This is a genomic window from Streptomyces yongxingensis (genome assembly GCF_055597465.1).
Map to the genome: position 1 here is coordinate 10,278,403 of NZ_CM145717.1, position 17,786 is coordinate 10,296,188.

Annotated in this window: 17 protein-coding genes; 7 read left to right on the plus strand and 10 right to left on the minus strand. The window is 70.8% G+C overall.

Annotation, left to right across the window (positions count from 1 at the left end):
• Window position 1: 1 nt before the first annotated feature.
• Window positions 2-769, minus strand: a complete 768-nt coding sequence (locus tag ACZ6TD_RS43385) for an IclR family transcriptional regulator (protein ID WP_471347101.1) — start codon at window positions 767-769, stop codon at window positions 2-4.
• A gap of 198 nt (window positions 770-967) precedes the next feature.
• Between ACZ6TD_RS43385 and ACZ6TD_RS43390 the strand changes: the two genes are divergently transcribed.
• Entirely contained in the window at window positions 968-1,594 is a 627-nt protein-coding gene (locus tag ACZ6TD_RS43390) for an ATP-binding protein (RefSeq protein WP_471347103.1), read from the plus strand.
• Between the two features lie 32 nt (window positions 1,595-1,626).
• On the opposite strand, the gene ACZ6TD_RS43395 is transcribed toward ACZ6TD_RS43390, so the two are convergent.
• The 3 genes from ACZ6TD_RS43395 to ACZ6TD_RS43405 form a co-directional block, all read right to left on the minus strand.
• Window positions 1,627-2,883 carry a cytochrome P450 gene (locus tag ACZ6TD_RS43395; RefSeq protein ID WP_471347105.1) on the minus strand — a complete coding sequence of 419 codons (1,257 nt, stop codon included), beginning with the start codon at window positions 2,881-2,883 and terminating at the stop codon, window positions 1,627-1,629.
• 204 nt (window positions 2,884-3,087) lie between these two features.
• Window positions 3,088-4,374 (minus strand): MFS transporter, encoded by a 1,287-nt coding sequence (locus tag ACZ6TD_RS43400; RefSeq protein ID WP_471347107.1) that lies wholly within the window; start codon window positions 4,372-4,374, stop codon window positions 3,088-3,090.
• A 5-nt stretch (window positions 4,375-4,379) separates the two neighbouring features.
• Window positions 4,380-5,282: a LysR substrate-binding domain-containing protein gene (locus ACZ6TD_RS43405; RefSeq protein ID WP_471347109.1), complete on the minus strand. Its 903-nt coding sequence runs from the start codon at window positions 5,280-5,282 to the stop codon at window positions 4,380-4,382.
• A 152-nt stretch (window positions 5,283-5,434) separates the two neighbouring features.
• Between ACZ6TD_RS43405 and ACZ6TD_RS43410 the strand changes: the two genes are divergently transcribed.
• The 3 genes from ACZ6TD_RS43410 (at window position 5,435) to ACZ6TD_RS43420 (ending at window position 9,513) form a co-directional block, all read left to right on the plus strand.
• Entirely contained in the window at window positions 5,435-6,613 is a 1,179-nt protein-coding gene (locus tag ACZ6TD_RS43410; RefSeq protein ID WP_471347111.1) for an L-talarate/galactarate dehydratase, read from the plus strand.
• A 181-nt stretch (window positions 6,614-6,794) separates the two neighbouring features.
• Complete coding sequence (locus ACZ6TD_RS43415) at window positions 6,795-8,132, plus strand: gluconate:H+ symporter (protein ID WP_471347113.1); 1,338 nt, start codon at window positions 6,795-6,797, stop codon at window positions 8,130-8,132.
• Between the two features lie 52 nt (window positions 8,133-8,184).
• Window positions 8,185-9,513: an enolase C-terminal domain-like protein gene (locus ACZ6TD_RS43420; RefSeq protein ID WP_471358578.1), complete on the plus strand. Its 1,329-nt coding sequence runs from the start codon at window positions 8,185-8,187 to the stop codon at window positions 9,511-9,513.
• A gap of 66 nt (window positions 9,514-9,579) precedes the next feature.
• Here the strand turns inward: ACZ6TD_RS43420 and ACZ6TD_RS43425 are convergent, their stop codons facing one another.
• The 6 genes from ACZ6TD_RS43425 to ACZ6TD_RS43450 form a co-directional block, all read right to left on the minus strand.
• A complete protein-coding gene (locus tag ACZ6TD_RS43425) occupies window positions 9,580-9,954 on the minus strand; it encodes a hypothetical protein (RefSeq protein ID WP_471347114.1) in 375 nt (124 codons plus the stop codon).
• 86 nt (window positions 9,955-10,040) lie between these two features.
• Window positions 10,041-10,475: a roadblock/LC7 domain-containing protein gene (locus ACZ6TD_RS43430; RefSeq protein WP_471347116.1), complete on the minus strand. Its 435-nt coding sequence runs from the start codon at window positions 10,473-10,475 to the stop codon at window positions 10,041-10,043.
• Between the two features lie 37 nt (window positions 10,476-10,512).
• Window positions 10,513-11,340: a transcriptional regulator gene (locus tag ACZ6TD_RS43435; protein WP_471347118.1), complete on the minus strand. Its 828-nt coding sequence runs from the start codon at window positions 11,338-11,340 to the stop codon at window positions 10,513-10,515.
• Window positions 11,337-11,759, minus strand: coding sequence for a hypothetical protein (locus ACZ6TD_RS43440; protein ID WP_471347120.1), 423 nt, complete (start codon window positions 11,757-11,759; stop codon window positions 11,337-11,339). The genes ACZ6TD_RS43435 and ACZ6TD_RS43440 overlap by 4 nt, the downstream gene beginning before the upstream one ends.
• A 501-nt stretch (window positions 11,760-12,260) precedes the next feature.
• Entirely contained in the window at window positions 12,261-13,079 is an 819-nt protein-coding gene (locus ACZ6TD_RS43445; RefSeq protein WP_471347122.1) for a DUF4142 domain-containing protein, read from the minus strand.
• A gap of 130 nt (window positions 13,080-13,209) precedes the next feature.
• A complete protein-coding gene (locus tag ACZ6TD_RS43450) occupies window positions 13,210-14,130 on the minus strand; it encodes a LysR substrate-binding domain-containing protein (protein WP_471347123.1) in 921 nt (306 codons plus the stop codon).
• Window positions 14,131-14,246: 116 nt separating this feature from the next.
• Here ACZ6TD_RS43450 and ACZ6TD_RS43455 point away from each other — a divergent pair, with 116 nt between their 5' ends.
• The 3 genes from ACZ6TD_RS43455 to ACZ6TD_RS43465 all read left to right on the plus strand — a co-directional run bounded on the left by ACZ6TD_RS43455 (window position 14,247) and on the right by ACZ6TD_RS43465 (window position 17,779).
• Window positions 14,247-15,233, plus strand: a complete 987-nt coding sequence (locus ACZ6TD_RS43455) for a hydroxyacid dehydrogenase (RefSeq protein WP_471347125.1) — start codon at window positions 14,247-14,249, stop codon at window positions 15,231-15,233.
• Between the two features lie 61 nt (window positions 15,234-15,294).
• Window positions 15,295-16,425 (plus strand): mandelate racemase/muconate lactonizing enzyme family protein, encoded by a 1,131-nt coding sequence (locus tag ACZ6TD_RS43460; protein ID WP_470012120.1) that lies wholly within the window; start codon window positions 15,295-15,297, stop codon window positions 16,423-16,425.
• A 40-nt stretch (window positions 16,426-16,465) separates the two neighbouring features.
• Window positions 16,466-17,779: an ABC transporter substrate-binding protein gene (locus tag ACZ6TD_RS43465; RefSeq protein WP_471347127.1), complete on the plus strand. Its 1,314-nt coding sequence runs from the start codon at window positions 16,466-16,468 to the stop codon at window positions 17,777-17,779.
• Window positions 17,780-17,786: the final 7 nt, after the last annotated feature.

The window sequence follows — 17,786 nt, forward strand, 5'->3', positions numbered from 1 at the left end:
ATCACCAGCGGGCCGCGCCGAGATCGCGGGAGATCGCCCGGGCGGCGTCGCGCGTCAGCCCGACGAGCGAGCCATGCGGCCGTCCCTTGCTGTCGCAGAGGCGGTCCATGGCGCCGGAGATGCCGACGGCGCCCACCACCAGCCCGCCCTGTCCGCGGATCGGCGCGGCGATGTCCGCCTCGCCCATCATCATTTCCTGTGCCGCGAACGCCCACCCGGTGTCGCGGATCTCGGCCAGCGCCCGGCTCAGCTGCTGGGGGGAGTCGAGCGTGTGCCGGGTGTAGCTCTCCAGTTCGGTTTCCATGAGCGGCTCCAGGGGAGTCGTCCCGTACGCCAGCAGGATCTTGCCCAGCGCGCTGGCGTGCAGGGGCAGCAGCGAGCCCACGTCCAGGGTCTGGAAGGTGTCATCGGGCCGGAAGACGTGGTGGACGATGAGGACCTTGCCCTCCAGGGGCACTCCGAGGCGGACCGCCTCACCGCTGCGCGCGGCCAGGGCGTCGGTCCAGTTGACGGAGCGGGACCGCAGCTCGTTGATGTCGAGATAGCTGGTCCCCAGGTGCAGTAGCGCCGCGCCGAGCTGGTACTTCCCCGTCGCCTTGTCCTGTTCGACGAAGTCGACGCTCTGCAGGGTGCGCAGGATGCCGTGCGCGGTGCCTTTCGCGAGGCCGAGCGAGGCCGCCACCTCGCCCAGACTGAGCCGACCGGACCCCTGGGCGAGCAGCCGCAGGATCGCCGCCGCCCGCTCGATGGACTGCACCGGGCCGGCCATGTCGCGATCGTAGCTCTTCGGCCAGTGGCACAGCCCGTCGGCGAGAACGCGAAACGTTCGGCAATGCCGACCCGGATTCGTTGACCCCGGCCGATGCGGCCCATAGCGTCCGTATCGGGACAAGAAGACCAGTATGCCGATAGGTGGCCCGAAGGGTGCCCGGCAGAGAGACAGAACCCGGCTTGGAGAGGAGGAGACGTGGCGGAACAACTGAGCCTGCCGATGCCCGGCGTCACCGGGCCCGGTATCACCAGGCACGGCGTGACCGGGCAGGCCGCGGGGGCCGTCGATCTCACCGACGCCCGTCTCATCGGCTCCCAGGCGCCGGACCCGGACTCCCTGGTGACGTCGGCGGTTGCCCGCGACGAAATCCCGGGCCGGCCGTCGGCGGCGATGCGCGATGAGGCCCCGGACCAGCCCTCGGCGGACGAGGCCGGCGACCACGTCCTGGCCGTCCCGCACATCTGCGAGGCCGTCGCCACCGTACGGCGGCGGGCGCACGCGCTGCTGTCCGAATGGGAGCTGCCGGCCGACCGGCTCGACGAGGCGCTCATGGTGATCTCGGAGCTGGTCACCAACGCGATCCTGCACGCCCTGCCCCCGGCCGTGCTGCGACTGAGCTGGACCGAGTGCGAGGGCCGGGCCGGCCTGCGCATCGAGGTCACCGACGGTGGCCCGATCCCCGCCGATCAGCGGGTGGACGAGGACATCGAGCCCGATGAGCACGGCCGCGGGCTCGGCATCGTCACCGCGCTGTCCACGCGCCACGGCAGCCACACCTGCCATGAGGGCATCACCTGGTGGGCGGACCTGCCGGCCGCCTAGCGTCTGTCGTGCGGAGATCCGTCAGAAGGGCCCTAACCGACGGCCCGGTCCCAGGCGACCGGGAGCCGATGGACTCCGTAGATCAGCATGTCGTGGCGCAGCGGCACCTCGTCGGGCGGCACCGCCAGGCGGAGCGTGGGGAAGCGCCGCAGCAGGGCGGGAAAGCCCGTCCGCATCTCCATCCGCGCCAGATGCTGGCCCAGGCACTGGTGGATGCCGTGGCCGAAGGCGATCTGATCGCCCGGGTCGCGGGTGACGTCCAGGGTGTCCGGGGCGGCGAACCGCGAGGCGTCCCGGTTGGCCGAGGCCAGCGCCCCGACCACCGTCTCCCCGGCCCGTACCCGCGCCCCGGCGATCTCGAGGTCCTCCCGCGCGACCCGTACGATCCCGAACTGGACGATGGTCAGGTACCGCAGCAGTTCCTCGACCGCGTGGTCGATCACCTCGGGCCGCTCGCGCACCCCGCGCGACTGCTCGGGGTGGCGCAGCAGCGCGTAGGTGCCCAGGGCCAGCATGTTCGCCGTCGTCTCATGGCCCGCGACGAGCAGCAGCAGCCCCACACCGGTCAGCTCCTCGTCGGTCAGCCCGGCCGCCGTGGCGCTGCCGGGGCCGCCGGGCGCGCCGTGATCGCCGTTGACGAGTCGCGAGAGCAGCCCCTCGTCCGGCCGGTGCCGCTTGGTGCCGATCAGCCCCCGCATGTACTCCCACAGCGCGTCCCGGGCCGCGTAGACCTCCTCCTCGCGCCGGCCGAGCCGGAGCAGAACGGTGGCCCACCGCTGGAAGTCGGCCCGGTCCTCGTACGGCACCCCCAGCAGCTCGCAGATCACCAGCGACGGGATCGGCTGGGCGAACGACGTCACCAGGTCGGCCGGGGGGCCGGCGCGCTCCATCGCGGTCAGGTGGTCCTCGACGATCTCCTCGATCCGCGGTCGCAGCCCCCGCAGCCCCCGGGCGGTGAACCACTTGCTCAGCAGCCGCCGGTAGCGGGTGTGCTCGGGTGGATCCATGCCGATGAACGAGCCCAGCATGCGGCGGTCGTCCGGGCGGACCGGAAACGCGTGCACCGGTGAGGAGGTGCGGCGGCGGTCCGAGCTGAAGCGGTCGTCCGCCAGCAGCCGCGTCACGTCCTCGTGCCGGGTGAGCAGCCAGCCCACCTTGCCGTCCGGGAAGGCCAGCCGGCTGGCCCCGCCGTCCTCCCGCAGCGCCGCGTAGGCGCCGGGCGGATCGAAGGGGCAGTCGCGATGTCTGGGCAGCGGCGCCGGAGCCGACGCGCGTGATGTGACGGACACGGAAGCGCTCCCTTCGAAGGCGAACCGAGTCCCTCCCTTTCGAGCGTAGCTCCGCACGGTGGGCCGGGCGACGCGAGCCTTACGGCAACGGGCCCTCACCACGGGCGGTTTCCCGGGCCGGTGCGGCATCGCGCACCACGCCGCGGGGAGTGGTCATGGCGAGAGCTCCTTTTCATGATGTGGTCTTCACGAGGCGGCGGGGCTTCATGGCGTGGCGGGGGCTTCATGGCGTGGCCCGGGCGGAGCCGACGCCGGGAGGTCCCGGGAGCGCCGGATGGGGGAGAAGAGCAGGATCAGCCCGGCGAGCGGAATGCCCGCCGTGGTGATCCACATGGCGGTGCGCAGGCCCAGCGCGGTGCCCAGCGCACCGCCGAGCAGGGCCCCGAGGGGCAGCGTTCCATAGCTGACGAACGCCGAGGTGGCGGCGAGCCGCCCGAGGAGCTCCGGCGGGCAATAGCGCTGCTGGAAGCTCGCCTTGATCACATTGCCGGCCACCACACCGGCGGTGACGCAGAAACCGCCCGCCACGAACAGCACGACCCCGGGCCCCTCGGCGGTCATCGGCATGAGCAGGGCGCCGACGGCCAGCCCCACTTCGAACACGAGGGTCGCCCGTGCGTCGCCGATCCGGGCGGCGACGCGGCGGGCGCAGAACGCCCCGGCGACGCCGCCGATGCTGACGGCCGCGACGAGGCCACCCACCAGCCCGGGTGGCAGACCCACGGTCCGGACCAGGAACACCACCTGGATCGACTGGTATCCCATCAGCGCCAGATTGGACGCGGCCGCGAAGAGCGTCAGGGTGCGCAGCCACCGGTCGCCGGCGATCAGCCGCAGCCCCTCGGCCACCTCGCGGGCCAGCGCCCGGGGCGGACGCTCGGCCCGGGGGACGCGCGATTCGCGGAAGCGGATGCCGGTCAGGCAGAGAAGGGAGAGCAGGAAGGTCGCGGCGTTGACGAACATCCCGTTCACCGCGCCCGCGAGCTGTGCGATCAGACCGCCGGAACCCTGTCCGGCGATCTGCGCGGCGGACGCGCTGCCGTGCAGTTTGGCATTGCCCTCGGGCTGGTCGGCGGGGTCCAGGAGCCCGGCGAGATAGGCGCTGTAGGCGGTCTGGAAGAACACCGCCGCCGTACCCGTCAGCAGGGCGACGGCCAGCAGCACTCCGACGCTCAGCAGACCGGACCGGGCGGCCACCGGGACGGACGCGAACAGCACCAGCGAGACCGCCGCGGCGGCCACCATGACCGGCCGTCTGGGCAGCCGGTCCACCCACGCCCCCGCCGGAAGGCCGATGAGCAGCCAGGGGGCCCATGCGGTGGCGGCCAGCAGACCGACCTCGAAGGTGTCCGCGTGCAGGGTGGAGACGGCGATCAGTGGCATCGCCACAGCGGTGACGGCCGAGCCGTACTTCCCCGCGGTCTCGCCGCACCACAGCAGCCGGAAGTCGCGGTGGCGCCGCAGCAGGCCACCGGAGGTCCTGGGAGTCACGCCGGTCAGGCTCCTCGGTCGGGGAGAAGGGCGGCCGCGTGGCGGAGCAGTGCGTGCAGGGCCGGGTTGTCGTTGTTCTTGCGCCACACGAGGTTGAGTTCTACCGGCTCCGGGGTGGTCAGCTCCACCGATTTGACGACGATGTTCGGGTAGAGCGGCCGGGCGGCGGTCTCCGGGACCAGGGCCACTCCCCAGCCGCCGTTCACCAGGGCCAGGATGGTGTGGACCTGGCTCAGGTACTGGGAGAAGACCGGGGTGGCGTGTGCGGCGCGGAAGATGCTGATGAGCAGCTCGTTGAAGTAGCGCGCCTCGATGGGCGAGTACATCAGCAGTTCCTGCCCGTCGAAGTCGGCCACCTTCAGCGGCCCTTCGCCCGCCGCCAGCGGATGCCCGGTCGGCAGGGCGGCGAGCAGCCGCTCGCGGGCCGCGGGCCGGGAGCGCAGATCCGGTCCGGTGACCGAGGGCCGCACCAGGCCCAGGTCCAGGCTCTGCTCGGTGACGGCCTCCAACTGGTCACGGGTGACCATCTCGCGCAGGGTGATCTCCGCGCCCGGCATGGCCGCGCGGGCGATCTCCAGCAGTGTGCCGAGCACGGAGTGGGCGCTGGCCGCCGTGAAGCCGATGGCGATGCTCCCCGCCTCGCCCGTGGCCACCTGCTGGGCGGCGAGCACGGCGTGCTCGGACTGGCGCAGGATGCGGCGGGCCTCGGTGAGGAAGGCGCGTCCCGCGGGGGTGAGCCGCACCGAGCGGTTGGTGCGCTCCAGCAACTGGACCCGCAATTCGGTCTCCAGCAGCTGGATCTGGCGGCTCAGCGGCGGCTGGGTCATCTTCAGCCGCTCCGCGGCCCGGGTGAAATGCAGCTCCTCGGCGACCGTCACAAAGCTGGTGAGTTGCATGAGCGTGAACAACGATGCTCTCCCGGTATCAACGCATGCCAATTTTAAGTTAGACGTAGATCGTCTGGCGACCTTAGCTTGCAAAGGAGCTCGTCGGCCGCCCGGGGGCGGTTCCGACGACATCCACTCGCCCCGCATACGGGCCCCACACACAGGGACAACACGTGGTGACCACATCGCATACGGCAACGCACGCCGCGCAGCAGGCAGGTGAGGCAACCCTCGACCGGGTCTCCTGGATCCGAGTGTCCTCGGTCGTCCTTCCCCTGACCACTCCCATCAGCGACGCCAAGGTGCTCACCGGGCGCCAGAAGCCGATGACGGAAGTGGCCTTCCTCTTCGTCGAACTCGCCACCGAGGAGGGACACGAGGGCATCGGCTTCAGCTACTCCAAGCGCGCCGGAGGGCCCGGCCAGTTCGCCCACGCCCAGGAGATCGCGCCCACCCTCCTCGGCGAGGACCCCAGCGACATCGCCAAGATCTGGACCAAACTGGTGTGGGCCGGTGCCTCAGTGGGCCGCAGCGGGCTGTCCACCCAGGCGATCGCGGCCTTCGACATCGCCCTGTGGGACCTCAAGGCCAAGCGGGCCGGGCTGCCGCTGGCCAAGCTGCTGGGCGCACACCGCGACACCGTCCGCTGCTACAACACCTCCGGTGGCTTTCTGCACACGCCGACCGAGCAACTGCTGGAGAACGCGACGGCCTCCCTGGCCAGCGGAATCGGCGGTATCAAGATCAAGGTGGGCCAGCCGGACGGCAAGGAGGACCTGCGCCGGCTGACCGCCGTACGGGAGCACCTGGGCGATGACGTACCGCTCATGGTGGACGCCAATCAGCAGTGGGACCGGCCCACCGCACAGCGCATGGGGCGCGCCTTCGAGGAGTTCGGCCTGGTCTGGATCGAGGAGCCGCTGGACGCCTATGACGCGGCCGGTCACGCGGCCCTCGCCGCCTCGCTGGACACCTCCGTGGCCACCGGGGAGATGCTGGCCAGCGTGGCCGAACACTGGGAGCTGATACGCCACAACGCGGCGGACATCATCCAGCCCGACGCGCCGCGCATCGGTGGCATCACCCAGTTCCTCAAGCTGGCCACCCTCGCCGAGCAGCACCATCTGCAACTCGCCCCGCACTTCGCGATGGAGATCCACCTCCATCTGGCGGCCGCCTATCCGCAGGAGCCGTGGGTGGAGCACTTCGACTGGCTGGAGCCGCTGTTCAACGAGCGGCTGGAGATCCGCGACGGCCGGATGCGGGTGTCCGCACGGCCCGGTCTCGGCATCACCCTCAGCGAGCAGGCCCGCGCCTGGACGTGCGCCAAGGCGGAGTTCGGCGCCCGATAAGCCGGTTTCGCGTCGGCGCCGGTCACGGATCCATGGCCATACCCATTGACCGGCGGTGTTCACCCCTCTAACCTCCATCTGCATATATAGACGGAGTGCATGTACGTGGACTCCTTGGCCCGTCTGGCAGCCGTTCGAGTCTCCGGCTCAACCGGCCGCAGTTCAAAGGAGAACTGAAGACATGCCTCTAGTCGTCGTCGGAATCAGCGTGGCGATCCTGCTGTTTCTCATGACCAGGCTGAAGCTCAACGGCTTCATCGCCCTGCTCCTCGTGGCCGTCGGCGTCGCGCTGGTGCAGGGGGTCGAGATGGAGAAGATCCCCGATGTCCTCGGAGAGGGCGTCGGGGGTCAGATCGGCGACACCATGCTCGTCGTCGGTCTGGGCGCCATGGTCGGCCGGGTCATGGGCGACTGCGGCGCCGCCCAGCGCATAGCCAACACCCTCATCGACACCTTCGGACTGCGCTGGGTCCAGGTGGCGATGGTGGTCACCGCCATGCTCATCGGCGTGACCATGTTCTACGAGGTGGCCTTCGTCATCATCGTGCCGGTGGCGTTCACCATCGTCCGGGTCACCCGCAAGAACCTGCTGTGGGTCGGCCTTCCGATGTCCATCGCCCTGTCCACCATGCACAGCTTCCTGCCGCCCCACCCCGGGCCCACCGCGGTGGCCTCCACCTTCCACGCCTCGGTCGGCCTGACCCTGTTCTACGGGCTGTTCATCGCCGTTCCGGCCGGTGCGCTGATCGCCCTGGTGTGGCCGCGCCTTCCGTTCGTCCGCCGGATGGACCCCGAGATCCCCAAGGGCCTGGTCAGCGAGCGCACCTTCACCGAGGAGGAGATGCCGGGCCTCGGCTGGTCGCTGTCGGTGGCCCTGGTCCCGGTGGTGCTGATCGCGGGCGCCGCGGTGACCGACATGGCCGCTTCCGGCTCCAGCCCGCTCCTGCACTTCATCACCTTCATCGGATCGGCGCCGATCGCCCTGCTGCTGACCCTGCTGCTGGCGGTGTGGGCGTTCGGCCCGCGGATCGGCCGGAGCCTGTCCGAGGTCAGCGCCTCCTGCAACTCCGCCGCCCAGGCGATGGCGATGATCCTGCTGGTCATCGGGGCCGGTGGCGCGTTCAAGCAGGTCCTGGTCGAGGGCGGGATATCCGACTACATCAAGGACCTCACCGACGACTGGTCCATCTCGCCGATCATCCTCGCCTGGCTCATCGCCGTCGTCCTGCGCGTGGCGCTCGGATCCGCCACGGTCGCCGTGGTCACCGCCGCCGGTGTGGTGCAGCCGCTCCTGGAGAACAGCGGAGTCCACCCCGAGCTGATGGTCCTCGCCGTCTCCTGCGGATCGATCGCCTTCAGCCATGTGAACGACCCCGGCTTCTGGATGTTCAAGGAGTACTTCAACCTCTCCGTCATCGACGCCATCAAGGCGCGCACCACCTACACCACCGTGCTCGCGGTCCTCGGCCTCGGCGGCGTGCTGGCCGTCGAAGCCGCCCTCGAAGCACTCAATGTCTGACACTCGAGGTCCGACACTCAAGGTCTGACCGCCCCGACCCAAGGACGCCATGATGAGCCAGCCGACCGTCACCTCGTTCGCCGTCTACCCGGTCGCCGGCCGGGACAGCATGGAGCTGAACCTGTCCGGCGCCCACGGCCCCTACTTCACCCGCAACGTGGTGGTCCTCGAGGACTCCGAGGGTCGTACCGGGCTGGGCGAGGTGCCCGGCGGTGAGAAGATCACCCAGACGCTGCGCGACGCCGAATCCCTCGTGGTCGGGTCGCGGGTGGGCGACTACAAGCGGGTGCTGCGCGAGATCGGGCAGCGGTTCGGCGACCGCGACGCCGGGGGCCGGGGCACCCAGACCTTCGATCTGCGCACCACCGTGCACGCCGTCACCGCCGTCGAGTCGGCCCTGCTGGACCTGCTGGGGCAGCATCTGGAGGTGCCCGTCGCGGCGCTCCTGGGCGACGGGCAGCAGCGCGACTCGGTACGGGTCCTGGGCTATCTGTTCTACGTCGGCGACCCCGACCGGACCGACCTGGAGTATGTCCGGGAGCCCGACGCCGACGCCGAGTGGTACCGCATCCGCCACGAGGAGGCGCTGACCCCCGAGGCGATCGTCCGTCAGGCCGAGGCCACCTACGACCTCTACGGCTTCGCGGACTTCAAGCTCAAGGGCGGGGTCCTGGAGGGGAACGAGGAGGTCAAGGCGGTACGGGCGCTCAAGGAGCGGTTCCCCGAGGCCCGTATCACCCTCGACCCCAACGGTGCCTGGTCGCTGCGCGAGGCGATCGAGCTGTGCCGGCCGCTGCTCGGCACGCTCGCCTACGCCGAGGACCCGTGCGGCGCCGAGGACGGCTACTCGGGCCGGGAGATCCTGGCCGAGTTCCGGCGCGCCACCGGACTGCCCACGGCCACCAACATGATCGCCACCGACTGGCGGCAGATGACCCACGCACTGGCGCTGCAGTCCGTCTCCATCCCGCTGGCCGACCCCCACTTCTGGACCATGCAGGGGTCGGTACGGGTGGCTCAGCTCTGCCATGAGATGGGGCTGACCTGGGGCTGCCACTCCAACAACCACTTCGACATCTCCCTGGCGATGGTGGCCCACTGCGGGGCCGCCGCTCCGGGCGCGTACAACGCGCTGGACACCCACTGGATCTGGCAGGAGGGGTTGGAGCGGCTCACCGTCGAGCCGCCGCGGATCGCCGGTGGTGAGATCGCCATCCCGGACGCCCCCGGGCTGGGGATCCGGCTCGACCGGGACCGGCTCCTCGCCGCCCACGCCCTCTACCAGGAGAAGGCGCTGGGCGCGCGGGACGACGCGGTCGGCATGCGCTATCTCGTTCCGGGCTGGACCTTCGACAACAAGCGGCCCTGCCTGGTGCGTTAACGTGCCCCGTCCGGTGGGCCGGGCCGACCCACCGGACGCGCGGCGCATGGATCGGGGCCGTACGGCTCAGACCTCCAGGTCGGCCTCGATCTTGCGCAGCTGGTGGCGTGCCATCGCCAGATTGGCCCGGTTCTTGTCCAGCGCCAGATAGAGGAAGAGGCCCTGGCTGTCCCGGCCCTTCAGCAGCCGGATCAGGTGGTACTGGCTGCCGAGGGTGATGAGGATGTCCTCGATGCCGTCCTGCAGACCGAGCTGCTCCATGGTCCGCAGCTTGGCGCGCACCACATCGGTGTTGCCCGCCGCGGCCACCGTCAGGTCGAGCTCCTTGCCTCCGCCCACGGTGCCGAGGGCCATCCCGCTGGAGTAGTCGACCAGCGCGGCGCCGAGGGAGCCCTCGATGGACGTCATCGCCTCTTTGAGCGCGGTCTGGGTGTTCGCCATGATCGTGGCTGTTCCTTTCGATGTCAGTGATGTGCGGATCGGATCTCGGCGCGCGGGGTGCGCGCCGGGCGGGGGAGGTCGTGGGGTCAGGGCTGCTCGGCCCTGCTGAGGGCGACGCCCACCAGATCGGCGAGACGGGCGCCCGAGCGCCGGGCCTCCATATGGAGGCGGCCGACGTTGGTGCGGTCACCGGCCAGCACGGTCAGCACGGCCGTGGAACCCGCGGCGTAGGTGGCCACATAGCCGTTCTCGCCGCGGACCAGCAGCTCACGGAAGGCGCCCCGCCCGGTGGCACCCGCCAGCGACTGCGCCACCCCGAGGGCCGCGGCGGTCAGCGCCGCCACGCCCTCGGGCTCGACGGTGGCCGTGTCATGCGCCAGCACCACGCCGTCGCTGGTGGCGGCGAGGGCGCCGGTCACATGGGTCACCCGGGCCCGCAGCCGGCGCAGCTCCTCCAGCACTTCGGGCTCGGCGGCCAGCAGCCACTTCCGCTCCGTGCGCTGCCGCAGGGGGAGTCTCATGACGCCGCGCACGGGGCGGGCGGGTCGGTCGGGGGAATCACAGGGTTGCCTCCAAGGCGTCACGGAGCCGACGCAGCAGGTCGATATCGGGATCGGTGAAGACGACCGCGCCGGGACCGCGGTCCGGTCCGGGCGGCGCGGAAGCGGCGGGCGGGCCGGGACGGCCCGGATGTTCCGGACGCGTGGAGCGTGGGGTGGCGACATGGCCCGCCGCCGCCAGCCGCCGTATGTCGATCAGCGTGTGGAAGGCGGGACGGCCCAGCTCCCGGGCGATACGGGCGGGGGTGCGGACCCCGTCGGCCAGCGCCAGCACCGCGCGCTGACGGGGGGTGACGGCCGGGGCGCGGCCATCGGGGCGGCGCAGCACCACCGGCTCCGTGTCCACCTGCGGATACGGCCACAAGGCCGCCAGCAGTCTGCCGCGGCGCCGGGTCTCGCGTTCGACGGCCACCGCGCCCACCGGGCGCACCGGCCCGAGCCAGTGGGCCGCGCCCCGCTGGAAGCCGCGGGGTCCGCTGCCGTGCCCCAGCGCGAAGTACGCCGCGTCGAACAGCGCGCCCAGCTGGCAGATCTCCAGCTCCGCGTCCGACAGCAGGCCGCTGTCGACGAGGAACCGCCCGACCCCACCGGCCCGGCCCGTCCGGCCCACCGCCTCCCGCCAGTTGTCGGCGGTCAGCCGCCCACTTGTGGTGAGCAGCACCTCGATCCCGGGGGCCACGGGGCTCTCGGCGTGCACCACCTGGCCGTCCCGGAGATAGACCGTGCCCGCGTCGCACAGCAGGGCGCCGCTGGCACGCTCGGCGGCGAGCCCGGCGAGGCTGGGCGCGTGTCCGGTCCGCGCCCCGGTCCGGTGAGGCAGGCTCATACCAGCGTCAGCCGCCCGCACATATCGCGCAGCCGGATCCGGGCGAGCGCCAGATTCCCCTCCCGGCGGTCGAGCCACAGATAGAAGAAGACGCCGCTGTCGAAGGCCGTGTCGACGAAGCGCAGCAGGTGGTAGCAGGTGCGGGTGGTGACGATGACGTCCTCGACGGCGGGCTCCCCGTCCGCCTCGTCCGCGTCGGCGCCGCTCTTGTCGCTCCCGGGGCCCAGCGCGGCGAACGCCCGCTGCTCGGCGGCCATCCGGGCCAGCTCCGCCGTCTCCGCCGCGGTGGCCTCGGGGTCCTCGTCGCGCACCTCGCCGACCATGCCGAGCGCGAGTCCGCTGGTCCACTCGATCACGGCGGCTCCGCGCGCGCCGTTCACGGTCATCGCTTCCAGTAAGCACTCGTCGATTCCGGGCATGCGGCCTCCCCTCCCTGCGTCACCCATGGCGGGCGCCCACCGGTGGCGCTTCGCCAGTGACGGTGAGGTTACGCAGGGTTCAGCCCTTGGGGGTCAAATCCAGTAATGCTCGGAAATGCCGGGCGGCGCGTTGTAAAGTCCGCCGCCCCATGGGTCCCGTAGGCCCCGGCAACCCCCGCCGGAGGCGGCGCCGGGCCCGGTCATCGGCCCTCTGGACGATTCCTAGCGGGTGCGGGGCCCACCGGGCCACAGGCGGGCGGGCGCATATTCCACCGTCCTATTGCAGGTGGGGTGGATGGGTCAGTAGACGGGCATGCGATGGTCGAGTACGCATACGCGTGGAGCCGGGACGCGGCGCGGTGTCCGCCGGGGGTGGTCATGAGGCTCTCCCGGAGCCGTTTCGCACCCCCGCGGCGCACAGAGTGGCGTGATTTGACGGTACCGATGTGGCGGAAACCGCCCGCGTTTCACCCGGCTTGTCTGCGCTCTCCTGACGGTGCGTTACGGAACGGCGGGCGCCGAGGGGGAGGAGGTGGCGCCCGGAGTGGTCGGGGAGGCCGAGGAGCCCGGCGCGTCGTCGACCGGGGCGGGCGGGGACGGCGTGGGCGGTTCACCCTTGCCCTCGAGCGAGGCCGGCTTCTTCAGGACGACCATGGGCTCACCGGGCTTGGGCAGCACCGGCTTGGTGAAGTCCGGGCCCTGGGTCGGGGTCGCGGTGATCTGGGCGGGAAGCCGCTCGTAGTCCACCATCCCGGTGTTCTCCATCTGCGTGATGTGGTCCAGCACCGTGTTGTTGGCCTGGGTGGCGAGCTGACGCACCAGTGTGTTCTTGCTGGTCGCCCGGATCTTGGCGATGGAGCTGAAGATCTGGCCGTGGGTGATGCGCAGGATCTGGGCCATCTGGCTGTCGAAGTTCTTGCCCGTGGCGGCCGTCAGGGTGTCCAGGAACCCCTGCTGCTGCGGCGTGGGCTTGTTGGGCAGGGTGATGCCGAGTTTGGGTGCGATGTCCCGCGAGGCGTCGTCCAGTTGCGCATGTCCCACGATCAGATGTTCACCGGCCGTCTTCACCGCCGCCGTGGTGCCCTTCTTGAGGGCCAGCTCACCGACGGGGTACTCCCACAGTCCGGCGAGCCGGACCTTGACCACGAAGTCCCGGTCGGCGCCGGTGAGCGGTCCGTACTGCGTCGAGCTCGTCTTCGCCAGGTTCGTCTGGTTCGTCTGCTGCACACCCGTCAGGACGGGCGACATGATCACGCCGAGGGTGACCACCACGGAACCTATGAGGAGGGAGGTACCTGTCACGAAGTACCGGGATCGCATAGAGCCTCCTGGCGGGGACGCCGGTCGTTGTGCGGAGCAGTGTCTGCCCGTGCTTGCACCGGCGAATACGGATCACGAAGGACCTCTGCTCAATGGCCTGGCGGCTGTTTATGTATCTTTGGACTGTTACTTACTGCCGCATATGGCCTATCTCACAGTCACCTCCCGGGCGCTCCCGGGTGAGGACGTCCACCAGCCGCTGAAGGGCCGGGTTGGGGCTGTCGGGGCTCCAGCAGGCGTGGAGGGTGACGGAGTGGGCGTCGGCCGGGGCCAGTTCGCGGTAGCGGACGCCGTGGACGCCCATGGTCATGATCGAGCGGGGGATCAGGGCGCAGCCCAGGCCCGCGCGGACCAGGGCGAGCATGGTGGGGACCTGGGAGGTCAACTGGCTGACGGCGTAGCGGTCCACGCCGATCATGGCGGCGCAGATGTCGTGCAGATAGCGGGAGCCCTCGGGGCTGTAGCCGATGTAGTCATCGGCCACGTCGGTCAGGGCGACGGGGGTGCCATCGTCGTCCTGGGCCAGCGGATGGCCGGAGGGCACCGCGAGGACGAGGTCCTCGGAGTGGACCAGGAGCGAGGCGTACCCCTCGGGGATGGGCGGCCGCACCAGACCCAGGTCGATGCGCAGCTCCGAGAGGGCGGCGAACTGGTCGGGGCTGACCAGTTCGGTCAACTCGACGGTGACATCGGGGAGATGCCGCTTCACCAGATCCAGGACGTCGGCCAGGATGGCGTACGCGCCGATCGCGGTGAAGGCCAGCCGCAGGGTGCCGGTGCGGCCCTCGGCGGCGCGGCGGGTGGCGGTCGGCGCGGCGTCCAGCAGGGCCAGCACCCGGTGGCAGTGGTCGAGGAAGACCCGGCCCGGCGCGGTGATCCGGGCGCCTCGTCCGGTGCGCTCGAACAGGACGACGTCCAGGGCGCGTTCCAGCGCCTGGATCTGACGGGTCAGCGGGGGCTGGGTCATATTGAGGCGGGCGGCGGCGCGGCCGAAGTGCTGCTCCTCCGCCACCGCCACGAAGCCGCGGAGCTGCTGCAGGGAGAGGTTCATGCCCTCACGGTATGGGGCGATGCGAAAGTGGGCTTGGACGGGCATGGCGGCGCGCCCCTACGGTCATGACGACCGCCACAGGGCAGATCCGCGCCGATCCCGTCCGAGGAGCCAGGTTGTCCAGACTCGCCGTCGCCATGACCCCCCAGCGTGCCAACGATGTGATCAGCGCCGAGGCCCGGCGGCTGATGGCGAAACGTTACGAGGTGAGCTGGGCCGATGAGCCGCTGACCGCGGACGCGGTGGCCCGGCTCGCCGCCGGCAGCGATGTGCTGCTGACGAGCTGGGGCACACCCCGTCTGGACCGGGCGATCTGGGCCGGTGGCGGCGGCCCCCGGGTGGTGGCACACGCCGCCGGGACGGTGAAGAAGCTCATCGACCGCGAGGTGCTCGACCAGGGCGTCGCGGTTTTCTCGGCCGCCGGGCGGATCGCCTGGTCCGTGGGGGAGTACTGCCTGGCGGCGATGCTCACCCTGGCCCGCAGGCTGCCGCTGTTCGACACCGCGATGCGCGCCGGCGGCTGGAAGCAGAGCGGTTTCCGGGGCGGTGAGCTCACCGGCCACCGGGTGGGCGTTCTCGGTGCGAGCTCCACGGCTCGCGCCCTGATCACCCTGCTCAGGCCGTTCCGCTGCGATGTGGTGGTGTACGACCCGCATCTGGACCAGGAGGCGGCCGCCGCGCTGGGGGTGCGGACCGTCACCCTCGAGGAGGCGCTCGGCTGCCCGTTCGTCTCCGTCCATGTGCCCGATCTCCCCGACACCCGTGGGCTGGTGAGCGCCCGGCTCATCGAGCGGATCCCCGATCACGCCGTGGTCGTCAACTCCGCCCGGGGACCGGCCGTCGACCAGGCCGCCCTCCTCGAACACGTCCTGGCGGGGCGGCTGTTCGCCGCGCTGGACGTCTTCGACCCCGAGCCGCCGCAGTTCGGCGAGTCCGTGCTGAGCTGTCCGAATCTGCTGCTCACCCCGCATATCGCGGGGGACACCGTGGACGGGCATCTGGCCCTGGCCGGGTATGTGATGGCGGATGTGGCCGACTGGCTGGACAAGGGAGTCCGCGGTCCGAGCTTCGTGGACCCCGCCTCCTGGCCCATCGCCGCCTGACCGCCCCCGAGCCGCATCCGGCCGTTCGCGTCATCGACCTCATGTCAGGAGTCACTTCACCATGTCGCGTATCACGGCGGTCGAGGTCTTCCCCGTGGCCGTGCCGTTCGCCCGGCGGTTCGTGCTGGGCAGCGGCGCCGTCGGCACCCCGGATCAGGCGGGATCGGTCATCTTCGTCAAGCTGACCACCGAGGACGGGGTGGTCGGCTGGGGCGAACAGCGCGCCCTGCCCAGCTGGAGCTATGAGACCGCCGAGACGATCGCCGTGGTCATCAAGCGCCATCTGGCCCCCATCCTCCTCGAACTCACCCCGTTCGACGTGGAGTTGTTCCACGCCCGGGCGAGCCGCCGACTGAGCCCCTCGGTGTCCAACGGCTTTCCGTTCGCCCGCGCCGCGGTGGACATCGCCCTGCACGACGCGGCCGGCAAACTGGCCGGGCTGCCGGTCCACGCCCTGCTGGGCGGCAAGCTCCGGGACACCGTGCCGCTCTGCTCGGCCATCGGGGTGGGCGAGCCCGCTGCCGTCCGCGAGCACGCCCACCAGTCCTCCGACTACACCGCCTACAAGGTGAAGATCGGCGGCGACCCCGCGGCGGACACCGCGGCCATCACCGCCGTCGCGGAGGTCGCCGCGGGCAAACCCCTCTGGCTGGACGCCAATCAGTCCTACCGGCCGACCGCCCTGATCCGCCTGATGGACGCGGTGCGCGAGGTGCCGCACCTGACGTGCGTGGAGCAGCCCGTACCGGGCACCGACACCCTCGCCCTGCGCCGGGTGCGGGACCTGATCGGCCTGCCGGTGGCCATCGACGAGGGCAGCTTCACCGCCCAGGACCTGGCCCGCACACTCCGCCTCGACGCCGCCGATCTGGTGGTCGTCAAGATCTGCAAATCCGGTGGGCTGCGCAACGCCCTGAAAACCGCCCAGGTCGCGCTGGCGGGCGGCCTGGAGGTGCTGGCCAGCGGGCTGACCGACTGCGGTATCGGCTTCGCGGCCGCGCTGCACCTCTTCAGCCAGCTCGAACTGGCCCTGCCCGCCGAACTGAACGGTCCGGAACTGCTGGCCGACCTCTACGTGGAGAACCTGGACATCGTCGCGGCCACCGCCACCGTCCCCTCCGGTCCCGGTCTCGGCGTCGAGGTCGACGAGGAACGCATCCGCGCCGAATCCCTGGACCTGGCCTGGTCCTGAACACCCGCGCACCCCCAGACCCAGCAGCGAGGAGACGACGATGTCTTCCAGCTTTTCCCGGCGTGCTCTGCTCAAGGGAGCGGCCCTCGGCGGGCTCGCCACCACGGGAGCCCTCAGCGGCTGCTCCTCCGGTCCGCCGCCCTCCACGGCCACCTGGTCCATGTGGTCCAGCAGCCCGGAGGAGAACCGGGTCTGGGCCGACTTCGGGGCTTACGTCGAACGGCGCATGCACATCAGATCGGCCTCGACCCTCACCCCCTCCGACGGCTATCCCACCAAGCTCGACCTGCAGCTCGTCAGCGGAACGGCCGGCATGGTCACCGCACTGAACGGCTGGCTGATCCCCACCTACGCCTCACGCGGCGCACACCGGCCGCTGGACGATCTCATCGCCGCGGACCCCGACTTCGACCTGGACGACTTCTACCCCGCCATCCGGTCCATCTCCACGTTCGCCGGCCACACCTACGCCATCGGCTTCGATGTGGCTCCGACCGTGCTCTACTACAACCGGACGCTGCTGGAGCGGAACGGCGTCGATCCGCCCTCCCCGACCGAGCCCATGAGCTGGGACACCTTCCGGGACCTGGCCGTCGAGCTGAGCAAGCCGAAGGACCAGTACGGCTTCACCTGCGCCCCGACCGTCGACGACCTGGTGTCCTGGATCTACTGCGCCGGTGGCGATGTCATCGACGGGGACCGTGACACCAGCCCCCTGGACGCCCCCGAGGCCCTGCAGGCGATCCACTTTGTGGTCGACCTGTTCGTCAAGGACCGCGTCACCCCACCGATCGACAATCTGGTCGCCCAGAACGCCTCCGGCGCCGCCCTGGCCAACTTCCTCCAGGGCAACGTGGCATTCATGCAGAACGGCCCGTGGCAGGTGCTCAACGTCCGCAAGGCTCCCTTCACGTGGGACATCGCGCCCTTCCCCGCCGGACCGGCCGGAAGCACACCACGGGTGTCGGGCTCCGGCTTCGCCATCCCCTCGGGCGTCAAGGACGACGACCTCGACCTGGCGTGGCGACTGCTGAAGACCCTCACCAGCACGGGCGCGCTGAACATCTACGCACGCGCCGGGCGCAACAACCCCGCGCGGCTCTCCGCCGCGAGCGCCTTCGAACCGCCACCCGCCAACCTCGGCATCGTCCAGCGGATCCTGAAGGGCGAGGTCGCCGGCGGCCATCCCTTCAACGTCACCACCAACTGGAACCGCGTCCGGCTGCTGCTGGGCCAGGACCTGCCCCGGGCCTTCCTCGGCCAGGTGAGTGTCCGCGACGCGATCGACGGTGTGATGCCACGGCTGAACGCCCTGATGCGCCAGCACCGGGACGCCGTCCGCCAGGCCACTTGAGGAGGAT